16 protein-coding genes and 1 riboswitch are annotated in these 17,775 nt (G+C 64.5%); of the genes, 8 read left to right on the top strand and 8 right to left on the bottom strand.

What is annotated here, in order from left to right; genetic code table 11:
• Positions 1-83 precede the first annotated feature (83 nt).
• Together glnA and HFP57_RS17795 are read left to right on the top strand one after the other, a co-directional pair.
• Positions 84-1,496 carry a type I glutamate--ammonia ligase gene (gene glnA, locus HFP57_RS17800; RefSeq protein ID WP_176871052.1) on the top strand — a complete coding sequence of 471 codons (1,413 nt, stop codon included), beginning with the start codon at positions 84-86 and terminating at the stop codon, positions 1,494-1,496.
• A gap of 179 nt (positions 1,497-1,675) precedes the next feature.
• Positions 1,676-3,100, top strand: coding sequence for an aldehyde dehydrogenase family protein (locus tag HFP57_RS17795; RefSeq protein WP_176871051.1), 1,425 nt, complete (start codon positions 1,676-1,678; stop codon positions 3,098-3,100).
• 65 nt (positions 3,101-3,165) lie between these two features.
• Here the strand turns inward: HFP57_RS17795 and HFP57_RS17790 are convergent, their stop codons facing one another.
• The 4 genes from HFP57_RS17790 to HFP57_RS17775 all read right to left on the bottom strand — a co-directional run bounded on the left by HFP57_RS17790 (position 3,166) and on the right by HFP57_RS17775 (position 10,544).
• Positions 3,166-3,846, bottom strand: coding sequence for a DJ-1/PfpI family protein (locus HFP57_RS17790; RefSeq protein ID WP_246263226.1), 681 nt, complete (start codon positions 3,844-3,846; stop codon positions 3,166-3,168).
• Between the two features lie 18 nt (positions 3,847-3,864).
• Positions 3,865-3,946: riboswitch (ZMP/ZTP riboswitch) on the bottom strand.
• 20 nt (positions 3,947-3,966) lie between these two features.
• Complete coding sequence (locus HFP57_RS17785) at positions 3,967-8,205, bottom strand: translocation/assembly module TamB domain-containing protein (RefSeq protein WP_176871049.1); 4,239 nt, start codon at positions 8,203-8,205, stop codon at positions 3,967-3,969.
• The gene (locus HFP57_RS17780) at positions 8,205-10,235 is read right to left on the bottom strand and encodes an autotransporter assembly complex protein TamA (RefSeq protein WP_176871048.1); all 2,031 of its coding nucleotides are present in this window, start codon (positions 10,233-10,235) and stop codon (positions 8,205-8,207) included. The genes HFP57_RS17785 and HFP57_RS17780 overlap by 1 nt, the downstream gene beginning before the upstream one ends.
• A gap of 90 nt (positions 10,236-10,325) precedes the next feature.
• Positions 10,326-10,544 (bottom strand): hypothetical protein, encoded by a 219-nt coding sequence (locus tag HFP57_RS17775; RefSeq protein ID WP_176871047.1) that lies wholly within the window; start codon positions 10,542-10,544, stop codon positions 10,326-10,328.
• A gap of 171 nt (positions 10,545-10,715) precedes the next feature.
• Between HFP57_RS17775 and HFP57_RS17770 the strand changes: the two genes are divergently transcribed.
• Entirely contained in the window at positions 10,716-10,886 is a 171-nt protein-coding gene (locus HFP57_RS17770; RefSeq protein ID WP_176871046.1) for a hypothetical protein, read from the top strand.
• A gap of 22 nt (positions 10,887-10,908) precedes the next feature.
• On the opposite strand, the gene HFP57_RS17765 is transcribed toward HFP57_RS17770, so the two are convergent.
• Positions 10,909-11,577 carry a S24 family peptidase gene (locus HFP57_RS17765; protein ID WP_176871045.1) on the bottom strand — a complete coding sequence of 223 codons (669 nt, stop codon included), beginning with the start codon at positions 11,575-11,577 and terminating at the stop codon, positions 10,909-10,911.
• Positions 11,578-11,691: 114 nt separating this feature from the next.
• Here HFP57_RS17765 and HFP57_RS17760 point away from each other — a divergent pair, with 114 nt between their 5' ends.
• Positions 11,692-11,886 (top strand): hypothetical protein, encoded by a 195-nt coding sequence (locus tag HFP57_RS17760; RefSeq protein WP_176871044.1) that lies wholly within the window; start codon positions 11,692-11,694, stop codon positions 11,884-11,886.
• The gene (locus tag HFP57_RS17755) at positions 11,883-12,203 is read left to right on the top strand and encodes a hypothetical protein (RefSeq protein WP_176871043.1); all 321 of its coding nucleotides are present in this window, start codon (positions 11,883-11,885) and stop codon (positions 12,201-12,203) included. Before HFP57_RS17760 ends, HFP57_RS17755 begins: the two co-directional genes overlap by 4 nt.
• 4 nt (positions 12,204-12,207) lie before the next feature.
• Here the strand turns inward: HFP57_RS17755 and HFP57_RS17750 are convergent, their stop codons facing one another.
• Both HFP57_RS17750 and HFP57_RS17745 read right to left on the bottom strand, forming a co-directional pair.
• Positions 12,208-13,170 (bottom strand): hypothetical protein, encoded by a 963-nt coding sequence (locus HFP57_RS17750; RefSeq protein WP_176871042.1) that lies wholly within the window; start codon positions 13,168-13,170, stop codon positions 12,208-12,210.
• A 9-nt stretch (positions 13,171-13,179) separates the two neighbouring features.
• Positions 13,180-14,382 (bottom strand): TIGR04063 family PEP-CTERM/XrtA system glycosyltransferase, encoded by a 1,203-nt coding sequence (locus tag HFP57_RS17745; protein WP_176871041.1) that lies wholly within the window; start codon positions 14,380-14,382, stop codon positions 13,180-13,182.
• A gap of 95 nt (positions 14,383-14,477) precedes the next feature.
• Here HFP57_RS17745 and HFP57_RS17740 point away from each other — a divergent pair, with 95 nt between their 5' ends.
• Genes HFP57_RS17740 through HFP57_RS17730 form a run of 3 tightly spaced genes read left to right on the top strand, consistent with a single transcriptional unit; the run spans position 14,478 to position 17,126 of the window.
• On the top strand, positions 14,478-14,651 hold the full coding sequence (locus HFP57_RS17740) for a hypothetical protein (RefSeq protein WP_176871040.1): 174 nt from the start codon (positions 14,478-14,480) through the stop codon (positions 14,649-14,651).
• Positions 14,644-16,038, top strand: a complete 1,395-nt coding sequence (locus HFP57_RS17735; protein ID WP_176871039.1) for a putative O-glycosylation ligase, exosortase A system-associated — start codon at positions 14,644-14,646, stop codon at positions 16,036-16,038. The genes HFP57_RS17740 and HFP57_RS17735 overlap by 8 nt, the downstream gene beginning before the upstream one ends.
• The gene (locus tag HFP57_RS17730; RefSeq protein WP_176871038.1) at positions 16,035-17,126 is read left to right on the top strand and encodes an acyltransferase family protein; all 1,092 of its coding nucleotides are present in this window, start codon (positions 16,035-16,037) and stop codon (positions 17,124-17,126) included. The genes HFP57_RS17735 and HFP57_RS17730 overlap by 4 nt, the downstream gene beginning before the upstream one ends.
• Here HFP57_RS17730 and HFP57_RS17725 read toward each other — a convergent pair whose 3' ends face one another.
• On the bottom strand, positions 17,127-17,687 hold the full coding sequence (locus HFP57_RS17725) for a type 1 glutamine amidotransferase domain-containing protein (protein ID WP_176871037.1): 561 nt from the start codon (positions 17,685-17,687) through the stop codon (positions 17,127-17,129). It abuts the gene before it with no gap.
• Positions 17,688-17,775 lie beyond the last annotated feature (88 nt).

Genomic DNA, 17,775 nt, shown 5'->3' with positions numbered 1-17,775 from the left:
CACTGCAAAAAAATTTTTGTGCAGCTGCGAAGAATAGTATAGGTTTCTTACTCCGAACCCCAGTGAGAGGAAGGCAAAGTTTCATGACGACCAGCGCAAAGGATATTATCAAACGGATCAAGGAAGAGGAGATCGAGTGGGTCGACCTGCGCTTCACCGATCCGAAGGGCAAATGGCAGCATCTCCAGATGTGCTCGGGGGTCATGGACGAGGACGCGCTCGAAGACGGTCTGATGTTCGACGGCTCGTCGATCGCCGGCTGGAAGGTCATCAACGAATCCGACATGATCCTGCGGCCCGACCTCGATGCCGTCTATGAGGATCCCTTCTCCGCGACGCCGATGCTCGCCATCTGCTGCGATATCGTCGAACCGGGTACGGGCGAGCTGTACGGCCGCGATCCGCGCTCGACCGCGAAGCGCGCCGAGGCCTTCGTCAAGGCGTCGGGCGTCGGCGATACCGTCTATGTCGGCCCCGAGGCCGAATTCTTCATGTTCGACGATGTGCGCTTCGAGGATGGCTACGACCGCAGCTATTTCAAGATCGACGATATCGAACTGCCGACCAATTCGGGCCGCGAATATGAGATGGGCAACATGGCCCATCGCCCGCGCGCCAAGGGCGGCTATTTCCCGGTCCCGCCGGTCGACAGCGCCATGGACATCCGCGCCGAGATGGTCTCGACGATGATCGAGATGGGCCTGCCCATGGACAAGCATCACCACGAAGTCGGCGCGGCGCAGCACGAACTCGGCCTGACCTTCGGCTCGCTCGTCCAGACGGCCGACCGGATGCAGGTGTACAAATATGTCGTGCACATGGTCGCCCAGGCCTATGGCAAGACCGCGACCTTCATGCCCAAGCCGATCAAGGAAGATAACGGATCGGGCATGCACACGCATATGTCGATCTGGGACGGCGACAAGCCGCTTTTCGCGGGCAACGGCTATGCCGGCCTTTCCGACATGTGCCTCTATTATATCGGCGGCGTGATCAAACATGCCCGCGCGCTCAACGCCTTCACCAACCCGACGACGAACAGCTACAAGCGGCTCGTTCCGGGTTACGAGGCACCGGTGCTGCTCGCCTATTCGAGCCGCAACCGCTCGGCCTCGTGCCGTATTCCCTATGGCGCGGGCGACAAGGCGAAGCGCGTGGAATTCCGTTTCCCCGATGCGATGGCCAATCCCTATCTTGCTTATTCGGCGCTGCTGATGGCCGGTCTCGACGGGATCGAGAACCGTATCCATCCGGGCGAGGCGATGGACAAGAATCTCTACGACCTGCCGCCGGCCGAACTCGAAGGCGTGCCGACGGTATGCGGCTCGCTGCGCGAGGCGCTCGAGGCGCTCGAGGACGATCACGAGTTCCTGACCAAGGGCGACGTCTTCTCGACCGACCAGATCGAGGCCTATACGGAGCTCAAATGGGAAGAGAATGATCGTTGGGAAACGACTCCCAGCCCGGTCGAGTTCGACATGTACTATTCGGCCTGACCGGCACAATATCCTAGCGGAAGGGGCCCGGTGGCGACGCCGGGCCTTTTTTTGGTGCCTCGCCCCCGCCTCTCAAAATCGCCAGCCTGCCGCGCTTTGCGTTGAACCGCCGCGCGCCATCGCCTATCTTCGTTGCAAAGAAGAACCGATTATCCCCGAATCATGAGGAGCGGAATGCCATGCACAGCTATCTGAAGCAGTATATCAACGGCGAATGGGTCGAGAGCGAGGGCGGCACACGCCATGAGGTGATCAATCCCGCCACCGAAGAGCCGTGCACGGAAATCATGCTCGGCAGCCAGGCCGACACCGACAAGGCCGTCGCCGCCGCCAAGGAAGCCTTCAAGACATTCTCGCAGACCAGCGTCGAAGAGCGGATCGCCCTGCTCGACCGGATCGCGGACGAGTACAAGAAGCGCATGCCCGATATCGCCGCCGTGATGGCCGACGAAATGGGCTGCCCGGTCGCAATCGGCAACGCTGCACAGGCGCCGGCGGGTCTCGGCCATATCCTGAAGGCCGCCGAGGTGCTGAAGGAGTTCGAATGGGAAGAGCAGCTCGGCGCGGCGCGCGTCGTCCACGAACCGATCGGCGTCGTCGCGATGATCACGCCATGGAACTGGCCGCTCAACCAGATCACCGCCAAGGTTGCCCCGGCGCTCGCCGCGGGCAACACGATGGTCTTGAAGCCTTCCGAGGAAACGCCGGGTTCGGCCGCGATCTTCGCCGAGATCATGGATGCTGCGGGCGTACCGGCGGGCGTGTTCAACCTCGTCCAGGGCGACGGTCCGGGCGTCGGCACGATGCTGACCAAGCATGAGGATGTCGACATGGTGAGCTTTACCGGCTCGACCCGTGCCGGCATCATCATCGCCAAGAACGCCGCCGATACGGTGAAGCGCGTCCATCAGGAACTCGGCGGCAAGACGCCGAACATCGTGCTGGAAGGCGCCGATCTCGCCGAAGCCGTGCCGAACGGCCTGCAGGGCGTGATCATCAATTCCGGGCAGAGCTGCATCGCCCCGACGAGGATGCTCGTCCATGAATCGCAATATGACGAGGCTGTCCAGATCGCCAAGGGTGTGATGGAAAGCGTACCCGTCGGCGATCCCACCGAGATGGGCCAGCATATCGGCCCGGTCGTCAATTCCGCACAATATGAGAAAATCCAGGGGCTCATCCAGAAGGGCATCGACGAGGGCGGCAAGGTCGAAACTGGCGGTACCGGACGGCCCGACGGCGTCAATCAGGGCTTCTACGTCAAGCCGACGGTCTTCTCGGACATCACCAGCGACATGACCATCGCCCGCGAGGAAATCTTCGGCCCGGTCGTCACGCTGATCAGATATGAGAATGACGACGAAGCGGTCGAGATCGCCAACGACACCGATTACGGCCTCTCGGCCTGCGTCTACGGCCCGGCCGAGGAAGCCAAGAAGTTCACTGGAAAGCTCCGCGCGGGGCTGGTCGGCGTCAACAATTGGGGGCCGATCCCCGACGCACCGTTCGGCGGCTACAAACAGTCCGGCAATGGCCGCGAAATGGGCAAATACGGCCTGCGCGAATTCATGGAAGTGAAGACGATCATCGGCGAACCCACCTGATCGGGCGATAGACCAACGAGACGAGGGCGGCGGGAGCGATCCCGCCGCCCTTTTTCGTGCAGGGTTCAATCCGCGCGCACGATGGCACCGATCCTTTTCGCCGCAGCTAGTCTCTCCGCCTGAAACGCCTCGGACCGGCTGCGCAGCGCCGCGACGATCTCCGGCGTTTCGCTCTTGGGCGAACCGCCATCGAAGGGCGGCGCGGGATCATATTCCATCGACAGCTGGATCATCCGCGCCATGCGTTCGCCATGCAGTTCGGCGACGAGGGTCAGCGCGAAGTCGATGCCCGACGTGACCCCGGCGCCCGTGATCCGGTTGCCATCGATCACCACGCGCTCGGCCACCGGTTCGGCGCCGAACGCCGCCAGCTGATCGAGCGACAGCCAGTGGCAAGTCGCGCGATGGCCGGTCAGCAGGCCGGCCGCGCCGAGGATCAGCGATCCCGTACAGACCGATGTGACGTAACGGGCGCGTTCGGCCTGCCGTCGCAGGAAGCCAAGCACGGCCTCGTCTTCCATAATCGTCAGTTGGCCCGGTCCGCCCGGAACGAACAGGATATCGGCCGGCGCGCAATGATCGAGCGTCACCGTCGGCAGGATGGCCAGGCCTCCGCCGTCGGCGACGGGTTCGGCCGTTTTCCAGGCGAGGCTGATCTTGGTGTCCGGAATGCGCGAAAAGACTTCATACGGCCCGGTCAGATCGAGCTGGGTAAGGCCGGGATAGAGCAGCATGACGATATGCATGGGCATCTCCTTCGACAAGAGTGATGCCCAGGCGAACGGCGTTCATCGTCCGCACTTCCCGATGGTAGTCCATCTCGAATCGCCAGTCATGCGGACGGCACTGTTATAGCAAAGCTGCGCTCAATAATCCCGGCTGATCTGGAGATTGCCTTCGACGCGGCCCAGGGTGCTGATGCTCGAGAGCAGCGACAGCCAGCGGGTGATCCGGAATTCGGTCTCGGTCGCGGAATAGCCCTGCCCGTCGGTCACGACTTCTACGAAGAGCCTGCGGGTCACATAAAAGCCGGCCGCAACGGCGGTCCCGCGATCCACCGCGGGATCGGCTGGCAGGATGCGCAGCCGGTCCAGCCCGATCGCGTCGCGCACCGCGTTGATCGGGTTGAGCCCGGTGCCGCCGCCGCTCTGCAGCGACGCGACCGCCGCCCCGAGCTGGATCGCCTCGGGCGCCGAAAGGTTGGTGATAGACGTGCCGAACAGCAGCCGGCTCAATAGCTCGCTCTGCGGCAGCGCCGGCGTGCTCGTGAAGCTGATCTCGGGATTGTTGCCCGTGCCGCCGATATTGATCGTCGCGTCGAGTCCCTCGGTATCGGCCTGGGCCACGATATCGAGCACCGGATCGACCGGGACGTTGCCGTAGAATTCGATCCGCCCCCGTTCGAGGTCGAAATTCCGTCCGGCGAACTGGTAGATGCCACGCCGCAGATTCATCTCGCCGAGGATCTGGAAGTTGGAGAGCGGGCCGCGGATATCGAGATCGGCGCCCCACTCGCTGTCGAGACCGAGGCCACGGACCACGAACCGGTTGCGGGCGTCGACTTCGATGTCGAGCGTCCAGTTGACGGGTTCGGCGCGGGGATCGGGCTCGTCGAGCCGCCGGTTGATTTCCGTCACGTTGAGCTGGGGCACGACGATCTCCGGCACCGCCTGGCCCAGCATGAACTCGCCGCGCACCATCTCGAAATCGCCGCTGATCGTGCCGGCGGGACGTGCCGTCTCGGTACCGATGGCCGTGCCCGCCGGCGCCTGGAGGCGAATGGTGAGCGGCCCGCTGACCTGGGCCGAAATATCGTCGCGGCGGAGCAGCCAGGCCCGATCCGCCTGCAGTTCGATGTCCATGCCGAGCCCGGTTGCAAGACCGAGATCGAACGCCGCGCGTCCGGAAATGCTCCCCCCGCCCGGCGTCGTACCGGACAGTTCGGGAAATTCGAGCCGGGACTGGCGGAACGTACCTTCGGTGGTCACTCCTTCGACCACCGTGCCGGTCAGCGCGCTTTCGAGGCGGCCGTTGCGGGTCTGGAGCGCGCCGACAATCCGAGGTGTATCAAGCGTCCCATCGATATCCATGCGCGCGAGCAGCGGCCCGGACAGGCTCAGCGTCTCGTTGCCCGTCAGCTGCCACAGCGTTTCGGCCGGCCCGTTATAGCGCAGCTCGGCAAACAGCGGCGCGGCGGCGAGCAGATCGCCGAAATTGCCCTCGCCCGCGATCGGATCGAGCCGCGCCTGGAAGCGCAGGATTTCCTCGCCGTCGCTTTCCATGATTGCACGGGTGGCCAGCCGCCGATTTTCGAGCCGCGCGTTGAGACCGAGATTGACCGGACGCGGGCGCAACGCAAAGCCTTCACGGGTCAGGCTGCGGATGCGGAGCTCGGCATTGGCCGTCGGCACGATCTCGTCCGCCGTCTGGCGATAGCGGAGCGTACCGGTCGCCAGGCCGCCAAAGCCGGTTTCCGGATAGAAGATATCGACCAGCGAGAGCGGCGCATCGTCGACCGTCGCCTCGATATCGGTAACCGGTCCGCCGAACCGCGCCGCAACCGTCGCGCCGCCGCCCGCATAGCTGATCGTCGTTTCGGGGATCACCCAGCCCTCTTCCTCCTTGCGCATCACCAGCGGCGTCAGCTCGATCGGTTCGTTGCGGAACGAACCGCCGCCCTCGATCGTGATCAGGCCGGGTTCGATGGCGGCAGCCGCCTCGAAATCGAAGTTGCGACCGCGCGCGCCGCCGACATTGACATCGGCCTCGCCGCGCCCGTTCTCCAGTTCGACCGCCGCGCCGAACCGCGCCAGCGAGATGCCCCGCCGGCGGAATCCGGTGAGGCTCAGCCCGCCTTCAAGCGTCGTCGCCTCGGCCAGCGGCCGCCAGCGAAGATCGAGCATCGCCTGCCGCATCGTCGCATCGATCTCGCCGCCCAGCCGCGCATTCTCGGCATCGATATCGACCACCACCAGCTGTTCGCCGCCGTCCATCGCGAGTTCGATATCGCCCGTGACGCCATTGCCCTCGAGATCGAGCGCGCCGACGATGCCGCCATCGCGAAAGGCGAACCGGCCTTCGGTCCGTGTATCGGCAACCAGCAGCTCGGCGACGTTGACCGCAGCTGGCGCATCGGCCGGCAGCAGCAGCTGTCCGTTGGAGGTGAACGGCCCGGCCATCGACTGGCCGCTCGCGACATATTGATAGCCGGCCTCGGTCGGCTCGAGTACGGCCTCGACATCGGCGATACCGGCCGCTGGCACCGGGCTCGCCAGCGCCAGTTCGACGCGGGGGCGCGACGGCGCGCCCTGCGCGGTCAGCGTTACCGGCCCATATTGCGCCTGCTCTCCCGAGCCCGTGACGAAAAGCTGGCCGTCGCCGTCGAGATACCCGCGGCCGTCGAAACTCAGCTCCGGCGCACGCACGCGCATGTCGGTGAATCCAAAGCGGCCGTCCGGCCCGTAGCTGATCGCCGCATCGACGGTCGTCCCACCGCCGGCCAGCGACTGGAAGAAACTGTTGTCCAGCGCCGGTGTGACGGCGCGCGCCTGGCCCGCAATCGTGAACCGCCCGCCGGGTGCCGGCCGTACATCGACACGCGTCCGAACATCGAAAACGCCGAGGCCGGGCAGCCGGAAACGGTCGATATCGGCGTTCAGGCCCGCCGCATAATCGCCAGTGGCGAGATCGTAGATGACCGACGCATCGCCGCGCAGCCGGTCCGACCGCAGCCGCAGATCGTCGCCGACAACCTGCTCCGAGGTGATCAGCAGGTCCCCGTCGACCGCGACATTGCGCACCACATCGTCGAAAGTCTCGCCGAGACCGGTGATCCGGCTCGCGGTCGCCAAGACCGGGAGGGTGAAGGGCGTATCCCCCAGCCGCCCTTCCCCGGCGATGCGCAGATTATCGAAACCGGTGTTGCCGATGGCGGCACGCGGCGCCGTCAGTTCATAGCGGAAAGCCGCGCGATTGAACGGGCCGTCCAGGCCGAGCGTCATCCGCACGTTGCGGCCGCTCATATTGGTGACGAGCGCCGCGGGCCGGAGCAGCCGGATATCGGCGGCGAAACCCTCGAAGGCGCTCGTATCGAGATCGAGCGTGCCGCGCCCCTCGATCACGGCGGCCGGAGACCGGATATCGAAATCGCCGGCCAAGCGGCTGTCCTCGAAGGTCGCACGCGCGCTCAGGTTCATTTCCGGCGCGGTCAGCCGACGCGCCACGCCGGGATCGAGCAGGTCTTCCGACCGCACGACGCCGCCGAGCAGGAACGCGCCGTCGCGCGCTTCGAGATCGAGATCGATGACGCGCGCATCGCCGCTGTCGATGCGGGCATAACCGTCCCAGCGCTGCCAGGTCCCGCTGCCGGCGATATCGATGGCGAGCGCGCGTTCGATACCGGTCAGCCCGGCGACGATCCCATCCTCGGGCGCGTACAGCTGAACGTCGATATCGAAGACATCGCCATCGGGTTCGGCATCGAGATCGATCGCGAGCCGTTCGCCGCTGTCGAGCGACTGGCTGCGCAGTTCGACTTGTGCCCGCCCCGAACGGATATCGGCGGTCCCCGAGAGCGAGGCGTGCCGCTGCGCCCCGGCCACGGCCTCTTCGAACCGGAATCGCGCGATATCGAGCGATCCGACATAGATATCGAAACCCGGCAGGATCGGCTGGTCTTCTTCATCGGACGGAATCAGCTCGGGCGTCCGATGGAGAATGGCCAGTTCGGAGGTGGCGCTGCGGATGTGAAGCTGGTTGGCGTAGATAAACATGCCCGGCTGCCAATCGACCTCGAGTTCGGGCACCTCGAAGAACAGGCCTTCGGGGTCGTACAGCCGGAGATCGGAAATCGTCATCCGGCCGTAGATCGAGCCGTCGATCCGGCCGATGCGGATGCGCAGGCCGTTGGCGGGCTCGAGCCCCTCGATCCGGTCGATCAGAAACCGGCGCCCGGGCGGTGTATCGAGCGCGAAGATCGTGACGAGCAGCAGCGCGAGAATGCCGGCGATGCCGAACAGCACGAAGCGGGTGATCCGGCGCCGCTCGGGCGTCGCCGAAATATAGTCGACCTCGCCCTGCCCCGTTTCCGTCGCCGCGCCCGCCATCAGAAGGCCTGGCCCAGCGAGACATAGATGGCGATGACCGGATCGCCGGGCTGCGGATTGAGCGGTGTGCCGATATCGAGCCGGATCGGCCCGAAGCTGCTGTAATAGCGCAGGCCGAGACCCGTGCCGAACCTCAGATCGCTGAAATCGGGATAAAGATCGGTATAGATCGCCCCGGCATCGATAAAGGGCACGATCCCGAAATTGCCGAAGCGGTACCGCGCTTCCAACGCCATCTCGACCAGGCTGCGGCCGCCGACCGGATCGTTATTCGCATCGCGCGGGCCGATCGACTGATAGCTGTAGCCGCGCACCGAGCCGCCGCCGCCCGCGTAGAAGCGCCGAGAGGGCGCGATATTGTTGGTCGACGCGCCGGGAATCGCGCCGACCCGTACGCGGCCGGCAAAGGTCAGCGCCTCCATCAGCGGGAAATACGCGCTGCCGTCGAGCTGCACGCGGGCATAGACGATGGTTCCGTCCTGCAGCGACAGTTCGGGCGATACGAAGGCCGACAGGCGGAAGCCGCTTTCCGGATTCAGCAGGTCGTTGGTGCCATCATAGCCGAGGCTGAGCGGGATCGCGCCGATCAGGAAGGTCTCGCGCTCTCTGAGGCCGGCCGCGCCGACCACGTCGCGCTCGTCCGAAGCGAGCAGTTCGAGCCCGACCGACCAGAACCATTGCTTCTGCCAGAGCTGGTTCGAAATGCGTTCGAACCCGGCGGTGAAGCCCGCCGTCCGCGCGTCGAAAGCACTGCGGTTGGTGTTGCTCGCGAAAAGCTGGCCGGTCAGGATATGATCGCGCTCGAGAAAATTGCTCCGGCGCAAACTGACGCTCGCAAATTGTTCGTCGGTGCCGAGAATGCCGCGCAACGCCAGCGCACCTTCGGGCCGGAACATGTTACGATGCTCCCAGCCCACCTCGACCCGTGCGCCCTCGCCGGTACTGTAACCGACCTCGCCGGAGATCGTGCGCGGCGGGGCGGGCTCCATCTCGACCGCCAGATCGACCAGTTCGGAATCTCTGCCTTCGACCGGGGTCAGCTCGACGCGCGAAACGAGGCCGGTCTGGATCAGCGCACGGCGCAGATCGTCGACCATCCCGGTCGAATAGAGATCGCCGGGTTCGAAACGCGCGATCGTGGAGACATGGTCGGCGCCGAATATCTCGTCCGCGCCTTGGACGACACGGATCGAACCGAAATCGCGTTCGCCGCCGGTCTCGACCGGGACGGTCAGCGTGGCCACGCGATTGGCATGATCGATGACCACGTCTTCCTCGCCGACTTCGGCGAAGGGATAGCCGCGATTGCCGAGTTCGATGGAGAGATTGGCTTCGGCAGCCGTGACCGCCGCTGCATCGACCGGGTCGTCGGCCTCGACCGGGAATTGCGCACGGAGTTCGTCGGTCCGGTCGCCCGCCTCGGCAAGCCCCGGCAGCTGGACGCTGTCGAACCGGTAGAGCGGGCCCGCATCGACGCGGAAGACGACTTCGATCCGGGTCTGGCCGGCCTCGCCGATCAGTTCGCTCACGACATTGGCATCGTAATAACCGTGCGAGCGCAGCACCTCGTTCAACAGTTCGCGGTCGGTATCGGCGCGACGATTGATCTGCGCGACGACCGCCGTCTCGTCTTCATTTTCGCGCAGGACCGAGAGCGTCCGGAACTGGGACCGAATTTCATCGGCGTCGTCGAGGCCGTCGAGCCCTTGCAGCGACACCGAATAGCGCTGCTCGGTATTGATCGCGACGGCGGTCCGGCTGCTCGCCGCTTCGCGATCGCTGACTTCCGACATATCGGGCCATTCGACGCCGAAATCGTCGATCCGCGTCATCGGCGCCGATGCCTCAAAAGCCCCGGTTGCGTCAAGCGGGTCCAGCTCGCGGGTCGTCAGCGACTGGACCTCATCGGCAACATCGTCGGCGACCTCCCCTGCCGGAGTCTGCGCGGCGAGCGGCTGCGGTATCCCCAAAGCGCATAGCAGAAAAAACGAACCGACATACGCCCGGCCCGGATTGGTCAACGCGTCCATGAAGCGGCTCGTAGCGCGAAACGCTGGCGACCGCCAATCAAAAGCGCCGGATTTCAATCACGTGGTGACGAGCCGTGCGCCTTCGTCTTTCTAGTGCAGCGTCGCCTCAAGTTCGTCGCTGTCCATCCATTCGACGAGCCGCTCGATCTGGCGCCAGCGGCAGAAATGCACAACATTGCCCTTTTCGCGGCTGCGGCTCGCCCGCGCGGCCGCCTCCATGCTGGCCAGCGATCCATATTCGGCGACCAGCTCGGCCGCGTCGAACACGGCTTCGCGATCTTCGATGTAGAAGTGTTCGTACATACCCATGTCTACCCCAAACCCATTTCTACCCAAAAGAATTGGCACGGTTCCCAGCCGGCCTGTTCCAGCGAACACGCCTACCGGGAAAGCCTTTCTCAACTCCGCGCAAAACTGGTGAAGACGATGTTAGCTATGCCGGCGCGTGACACCAACTGGAGCCGCTGCCATAGGACCCGCATGACAGAGGTAAAACGCAAGGGCCGATTTGGCGGCGGCATTTTTATCGCGATCGGCCCCTTTGCCGGTCTCGCGCTCGGCGCGGCCCTGGGTCAGCCGAGCATCGGGCTGATCGGCGGAATAGCCGCGGGCGTGATCCTGGCGCTCGCCATGTGGCTGCTGACCCGATAGGAGCGAAATCGAGCGTCGAGACCTAGGCAAGCCGCCGACCGGCCCAGACGACGCGGCCGATCACTTCCAGCGTATCGAGATCGCAGTCCGGCCAGTCGGGATAGCCGTCATTGTCGCTCTTGATCGTGAACCGGCGGCTCGCCGGGTTCATCGCGATACGCTTCACCATCAGCGCATTGTCGACGCGCAGCACATAGATACCGTCGCGCAGCCGGTCGGCCCCGTCCTCGCCGCTGACCAGAATCTCGTCGCCGTCCGACAGGGTGGGCTCCATCGAATCGCCCGATACCGTAATAATCGAGAGTTTCGCGGGATCCCCGCCGGCCAGCCGGCGCAGCCAGCGCTCGGGAAAGGCAATGCGCGACAGTTCCTCCTCTTCGCCCGCCAGAGCGCCCGGACCCGCCGACGCGTTGACCGCATACTGGCTGACCGCAACCATATTGCCGCCGGTCATGCCGCCCACTGAAGGATTTTTCCTATCGACCGGCGCGCCCAGTATGCGCTCGTCCACACCAAAATATTCGGCGAGCACCCGGCGATCCTCCTCGGCCAGCCGCCGCGGCGTACCGCGCTTGATAAATTGCTGGATATAGGCGGAGTTTCTTCCAATGAGCCGGGATAGCGCCGTATAATCGTCGCCGCGCTCGCGCGCCAGACGTTCCAAAACCAGCCGGGGATTCTGTTGCTCCATATCGGCACCATACAGATAGGAATATTCCTAGACAAGTAGGAAATTACCTCTGAGATAGGAAAACGCCTACCGGCACCGATTCGCCGGACGGCCGCCAGCCAAGAGGAGAAGAGGATGAGCCTGCTGATCGATATCGACCGCTTCCTGCGCCACACGAATATGCCCCCTACCCGATTCGGCCGCGAAGCGGTCAACGATCCCCGCTTCGTGTTCGACATCCGGCGCGGCCGCGAATGCGGCGAGAAGGTGCGTGCCCGCGTCCATGCCTATATCGCCGAGGCCAAGAACCGACCGGGCCAATGCGGATGACACGCCCCCTGCTGACCGGAGGCCTCGCGGCGCTGATCCACGCACTGGCAAAGCGTGCGGGCACGCGGCCTATCGTCGAGGCGGTGGACTCGGCACCCTGGTCGAGCATCACCTTCACCGGCGCGCGCCACCGCTTCACGCTGCGGTTCGAAGGTGACGACCCCGCCGGAGCGGCGTACGCGGTGACCGACGGGCTCGATTATGCCGAATTCGATCTCGGCACGTACATCGTGGTCGACATCGTGGTCGTCGAAACCGTCGCTGGCGACGATCGCGTCCGGATCGCGCTCGAAGCGTTGATCCTCGCCAATGATTAAAGGCTCAGCCGCCCTTCCCCGCAACCTGTTGCAGCGCGCTGAGCGCTTGGCGCAAAGCGGCGTCATGGTCGTCCGCACGCCGGGCCTGGGGATGCGGCGTGACATTTTCCGCCGGACGCGCTTCCGCCTGGTTGCGACGTTCTTTGACCGTTTTCTTCCGTTCCAGCCCCGCTTCCAGTCGGGCGACGAGCTCGGCGAGCTCGGTTCGCGCGTCCGGAGAGGACGTCGCCCGAGCGGCGCGGGGCACGGGCTCGACGGCCGGCTCGATCGTCGTATCCGAGGGCACGGCGTCATCGCGATCGCGCCGGGGTAGCGGAATCTCGAACACCGGCTCGGAAGCGGCCGGTTCCTCCTCGGCGGGATCGGCTGTCCCGGCAATTGTATCGTCTTCCGGAGTGGCCGCGACGGGTTCATCGGCTGCGACTGTCGGCGGATCGTCTTCGACGATTTCGGCCACTTCGCCGAGATCGAGCGCATCGAAATCATCGGTGGACTCATCGGCATCATCCGGCGCAACCGTCACGAGATCGAGCGGTGTCCCGAGATCATCTTCGGCCATGATTGGGCGGCGATACGGAGCGTCGGGATGAGCATCGGCGCGTCGCAGCGACCGAGCGCGGCCCGACAACTCGTCTTCGCCCTCCTCATCCGGCATCGCGAAACGGGTCCCGGCGCGCAATTTGCGGCCCACAATCGCGATCAGCGCGATCCAGGCGCCGAGCGTCACGATGAGTGCGGCGATCAGCGCGAACACGATCCGCGCCCGCGCGCCAAGCGGCGGTTCGGCCGCGCTCACGAGCCCGGGCAGTCCGGTTTCGACGATAAAGGCCTCGAACCACGGATTGGGCGTCATCAGGATCAACGCGGCGACGATGAGCCCGGAAACCGCCGACGCAGTCGGGATTTTCGGAAGTTTCGCAGCCAGATCGGGCAGTGAAACACCATTTCTGATCGCGTCCAAGTTCATGTTCATGTCCTAAACCGCCTTGCCGGTGAGTTTTTGGTAAACAGGGGCATAACGAGAAATGTTTGACGACCAGTTACGATCGCGTTCGACGAATTTGCGGGCCGCCACGCGCCGCTCCTCCCAAGTTTCGCGATGAGCGAACATGTCGGCAAGGGCGGCAGCAAGCGCATCGGGGTCATCCGGCGCGAAAAGCGTGCCGGTCACCCCGTCTTCGATCAATTCGCGATGGCCGCCGACATCGGACGCCGCGACGAGGCGCTTCTGCGCCATGGCCTCGAGCGGCTTGAGCGGCGTCACCAGGTCGGTCAGCCGCATCTTCTTGCGCGGATAAGCGAGGATGTCGATCAGGCCGTAATAGCGCTCGACCTCCTGGTGCGGCACGCGGCCGGTGAAATGGATGTGCTCGACCAGGACCGATTGCGCTGCCTGTGCACGGAGTTTGCTGTCCATAGGTCCGCCGCCCACCAGCAGCAGATGAGCATCCGGACGTTGTGAAACGAGCCGGGGCATGGCCGCGATCAGATCGTCGAGCCCTTCATAATCGTAGAAACTGCCGACGAAGCCGACGACTTCCTTGCTTTCGAGGCCAAGCGACAACGCCAGTTCAGTATCGGCCGGTGACGGATCGCCGAACAGGTCCATATCGACGCCGTTGGGCGCAACGATGATCTTTTCGCCGTCGACGCCGCGGCGAATCATATCCTGTTTCAGCCCCTCGCAGATCACGGCCACGGCGTCGGCCTGGTTGGCCGCATGGGTTTCGAATATCCGGGTCAGCCAGTAGCGAGCCGAATTGACGCTGCCGGTACCGTTGCCGACCGCGGCGTCCTCCCAAAAGGCGCGGATTTCGTACAGCAGCGGCAAGCCTCGGCGGCGCGCAACGCGCAGCGCGGCCATCGCATTCAACACCGGCGAATGCACGTGTAGCTGGTCTGGTTTCCATTCGTCCACGACTTCGCCGATCCGATCCGCGAGCAGCGCGATTTCCCGCCACTCGCGCAGCGGCGTCGCCATGGTTTCGGGCGCGGGCGTCCGGTAGAAAGTCAGCCCGTCGACCGCCTCGATATCGGGGCCGTCCATCGTGTGACGCGATCCCGTCACGCCCGCCACGTCCCAGCCGCGCGCGATTTGCGCTTTCAGGATCGCGCGCGTCCGAAAGCTGTATCCGCTGTGCAGCGGCATCGAATGGTCGAGAACATGCAGGATCCGCATGCCACGCTCTTCGCACAAACTGCTTAACGCGCTGCTAACCGCTGGGCTGGTAATGGGACGGTGAGGCGTCGTGCCCGGGAGCCGGAAAACAGCCAATGATCGATATTTTTTCGCTAGCGGTGAGCCATGGGCTGATGCTCATCGTAGCCTGGCGGCTGATGTCCCGGCCCGATCTGGACGACGACGCGGCCCGGGGCGGTCCGCGCCGCACCGATCTGCTCGGCCGCCCGATCGCCGACGATCAGGGGGAGAATGCGCCCCATGCGTGATCTCGGCCTTGCCGGTTTTCTGGGATCCCTGCTGATACTCGGCCTGCGCCGGCCGTTTATCTTCATCCTCGGCTATATCTATATCGACATCGTCTCGCCGCAGCGCCTCGCCTATGGGCCACTCGGCGACGTCCCGGTGTCCTTGCTGATGTTCGCGCTCGCGATCCTCGGATGGGTGATCACCGACCGCAAGGACGATGTGCGCATCGCGCCCCGGCAGATATTGATGGCGCTGCTGCTCGTCTATTGCGGCCTCACCGCCTACTACATCGCCGAATTCCAGGTCGAGGCCTTCGAGAAATGGGACTGGGTCTGGAAGGCGATGGTCTTCGCCATCTTCCTGCCGCTGACCTTGCGAACCAAGCTGAGGATCGAGACCGTCCTGCTGTTCATGACCCTCTCGCTCGCCGCCATCGTCATCGGCGCCGGCATCAAGACCGTGGCCGGCGGTAGCGGCTATGGCAGCTTCGCGATGATGGTCGACAATAATAGCGGCCTTTACGAGGATTCGACCTTGTCCACGGTCGCGATCATGATGATCCCGGTCATCCTCTATTTCACGAAATACGGCACGGTCTTCCGGCCCGACTGGAAGGTCTCGCTATTCTGCTATGCGCTGGTCTTCGCCTGCCTGCTCACCCCGATCGGAACTCAGGCGCGGACCGGCCTGGTCTGCATCGCCGTGCTCGCCATGCTGATATTGCGGGACACGAAGCGGCGCGGCCTGTTCATTGCGGGCGCGGCGCTGGGCGGCCTCATCGCGCTGCCGTTGCTGCCCACCGCCTTTGCCGAGCGCATGGGAACGATCCGGACCTTCCAGGCCGATGAATCCGCGAGCACGCGCGTCGCCGTCTGGCTCTGGACGCTCGATTATGTCCAGGAGAACCCGCTGGGCGGCGGATTCGACGCCTATCGCGGCAACAGCTTCGCCTATTACACGACCGAAGCGACCGAGTCCGGCGGCGCGACGACGGTCCACCGCCGCTTCATGACCGACCGGGCGCGCGCCTATCACTCGGCCTATTTCGAGATGCTCGGCGAACAGGGATGGATCGGACTCGGGTTATGGCTGCTGATCCAGGGGATCGGAGTCCTGCGCATGGAATGGCTGCGCCGCCGGTATCGCGGCGAAAGGGCGCCGCCGGGCTATGAATGGGTCTCGCCGCTCGCAACCGCGCTGCAACATGCCCAGATCATCTATCTGGTCGGCGCGCTGTTCGTCGGCATCGCCTATCAGCCGTTCGTCCTCATGCTGCTCTCGGTGCAGATCGGTCTCGACACCTATCTGGCGCGCATCCGCAAACGCGACGGATTCAAACCGCTGAGCGAGACGCTCGGCGAATCCGGCACGCCCCGGCTCTCGCCGGCCATGCGCGCCGAAACATGACGGCCAAGCCCGATCTGGCGGCGCTCACGTCGCTGCGCGGCATCGCCGCCTGGTATGTCGTGCTCTATCATGTGCGCGTATCGACGGTGGATCTGCTGCCGCCGCCGGTGATCCAGATCATGTCCAAGGGCTATCTAGCCGTCGATTTCTTCTTCCTTTTGTCGGGTTTCGTGATCTGGCTCAGCTATCGCGACCGCATCGCCGGGAACGGCGTGGCCGCTCTTCCGCGCTTTTTCGCGCGCCGCTTCGCGCGGATCTACCCGCTCCATTTCGTCATCCTGTGCGGCGCCGTCCTGTTCGCCCTGCTTCTCGCGGCAACCGGCCGCGCCAGTCCCGAAAGCTATCCGTTTCACGAACTGCCGCTCCACCTGCTCCTCATCCAGAATTGGGGCCTTACGAACGCGCTGAGCTGGAACGACCCGGCCTGGTCGATCAGCGTCGAAATGGCCGCCTATCTGCTGTTTCCGCTGATCGCGCTCGGCACCGACTGGCGCGCCCTGTCGACGCCGGTGCTGCTCGCGCTGATCGGATTGCTGGCGCTCGCACTGCACGGATATTTCGTCGCGATGGACGCACCGATCCTCGACAGCGATATTCCCCGAACCGGCCTTGTGCGCTGTCTCATCCAGTTCGCGATCGGAACGATCCTGTGCGCGCTCTGGCTGCGCTGGCGCGAGCGCCCGGCCGGTACGGCGGCGCTCATACTGGCGTGCGGCATGGTACCGGGCGGGCTTGCGCTTGCCGGTCTCCTGCCGGAAACGATCGCCGTCCCCCTCGCCTTTTCCGGCCTGCTTCTCGCCGCCGCACTGACCGCGAACCGGGCGCGCAATCCGCTGGCCGCCCGTCCCCTGCATTATCTAGGCGAGATAAGCTACGCGACCTATCTCGTCCATTTCCTGCTGTTCGTTCTGTTCAAGCTCTTGTTCGTCGACGGTAGCGGCCAGATCGGAACGGCTGGCCTCGCGGGTTTCCTCGCGCTGACCCTGATCGTCTCGATGCTGCTCTATCACATCGTCGAACGGCCGGCCCAGCGGATGCTGAACCGGCGATTCGATCTTTTGCTTGGGCGCAAGGCCCAAACAGCCTGATCAGGCGGGGACGGCCTCGCCGACATTCTCCACGGCATCGATCAGCGCCTGGGTAAATGCCGGGATGTCGTCCGGATTCCGGCTCGTAATGATATTGCCGTCCACGGCCACCTCCCGGTCGACCACATTGGCGCCCGCGTTGCGCAGGTCGGTCCGGAGCGAGGGCCAGCTCGTCGCGGTCTTGCCGCGCAGAAGATCGGCTTCGACCAGCAGCCAGGGCGCGTGACAGATGGCGGCGATCGGTTTGCCCTGATCGGCAAAATCCTTGATCAGCCGGATCGCATCCTCCTCGATCCGCAGATTGTCCGGATTACGCTGTCCGCCCGGCAACAACAGTGCATCGAAATCGGCCGCCTCGGGTTTGTCGAGCGTGGTGTTGGGCTGGATCCGGCCCTTGATCTCGCCGCCCGATTCCCCGGCGATCGGTTCGAGGCCCGGTGCGGCGACCGTCACCCGCGCGCCTTTTTCGATCAACGTGTCGCGCGGTTCGGTGAGTTCGGAGAATTCGAACCCGTCGCTGGCGAGAATGAGGATACTGGCTTGGTCTATCGGCTTGGACATATCGAGTCTCCATCGGTTGAACTGCACATATTCTATAAACCGGCATCTCACTGTAATTGTTCCGGAACACGCCGCGCCGCTCCGCGTT

It is taken from the genome of Parasphingopyxis algicola, from assembly GCF_013378075.1.
GTDB classification, from domain to species: Bacteria; Pseudomonadota; Alphaproteobacteria; order Sphingomonadales; family Sphingomonadaceae; genus Parasphingopyxis; species Parasphingopyxis algicola.
The sequence above is the reverse complement of the archived record's forward strand: the minus strand, read 5'-3'. Positions and strand labels throughout refer to the sequence as shown.

What these genes read in the sequence shown, in the direction of transcription:
- HFP57_RS17755 (WP_176871043.1), top strand. Translation starts at nt 11,883, where the DNA reads ATGACACGCCCCCTGCTGACCGGAGGCCTCGCGGCGCTGATCCACGCA.
- HFP57_RS17795 (WP_176871051.1), top strand. Translation starts at nt 1,676, where the DNA reads ATGCACAGCTATCTGAAGCAGTATATCAACGGCGAATGGGTCGAGAGC.
- HFP57_RS17775 (WP_176871047.1), bottom strand. Translation starts at nt 10,544, where the DNA reads ATGGGTATGTACGAACACTTCTACATCGAAGATCGCGAAGCCGTGTTC.
- HFP57_RS17785 (WP_176871049.1), bottom strand. Translation starts at nt 8,205, where the DNA reads ATGGCGGGCGCGGCGACGGAAACGGGGCAGGGCGAGGTCGACTATATT.
- HFP57_RS17735 (WP_176871039.1), top strand. Translation starts at nt 14,644, where the DNA reads ATGCGTGATCTCGGCCTTGCCGGTTTTCTGGGATCCCTGCTGATACTC.
- HFP57_RS17725 (WP_176871037.1), bottom strand. Translation starts at nt 17,687, where the DNA reads ATGTCCAAGCCGATAGACCAAGCCAGTATCCTCATTCTCGCCAGCGAC.
- HFP57_RS17765 (WP_176871045.1), bottom strand. Translation starts at nt 11,577, where the DNA reads ATGGAGCAACAGAATCCCCGGCTGGTTTTGGAACGTCTGGCGCGCGAG.
- glnA (WP_176871052.1), top strand. Translation starts at nt 84, where the DNA reads ATGACGACCAGCGCAAAGGATATTATCAAACGGATCAAGGAAGAGGAG.
- HFP57_RS17730 (WP_176871038.1), top strand. Translation starts at nt 16,035, where the DNA reads ATGACGGCCAAGCCCGATCTGGCGGCGCTCACGTCGCTGCGCGGCATC.
- HFP57_RS17780 (WP_176871048.1), bottom strand. Translation starts at nt 10,235, where the DNA reads ATGGACGCGTTGACCAATCCGGGCCGGGCGTATGTCGGTTCGTTTTTT.
- HFP57_RS17750 (WP_176871042.1), bottom strand. Translation starts at nt 13,170, where the DNA reads ATGAACTTGGACGCGATCAGAAATGGTGTTTCACTGCCCGATCTGGCT.
- HFP57_RS17745 (WP_176871041.1), bottom strand. Translation starts at nt 14,382, where the DNA reads ATGCGGATCCTGCATGTTCTCGACCATTCGATGCCGCTGCACAGCGGA.
- HFP57_RS17790 (WP_246263226.1), bottom strand. Translation starts at nt 3,846, where the DNA reads ATGCATATCGTCATGCTGCTCTATCCCGGCCTTACCCAGCTCGATCTG.
- HFP57_RS17760 (WP_176871044.1), top strand. Translation starts at nt 11,692, where the DNA reads ATGAGCCTGCTGATCGATATCGACCGCTTCCTGCGCCACACGAATATG.
- HFP57_RS17740 (WP_176871040.1), top strand. Translation starts at nt 14,478, where the DNA reads ATGATCGATATTTTTTCGCTAGCGGTGAGCCATGGGCTGATGCTCATC.
- HFP57_RS17770 (WP_176871046.1), top strand. Translation starts at nt 10,716, where the DNA reads ATGACAGAGGTAAAACGCAAGGGCCGATTTGGCGGCGGCATTTTTATC.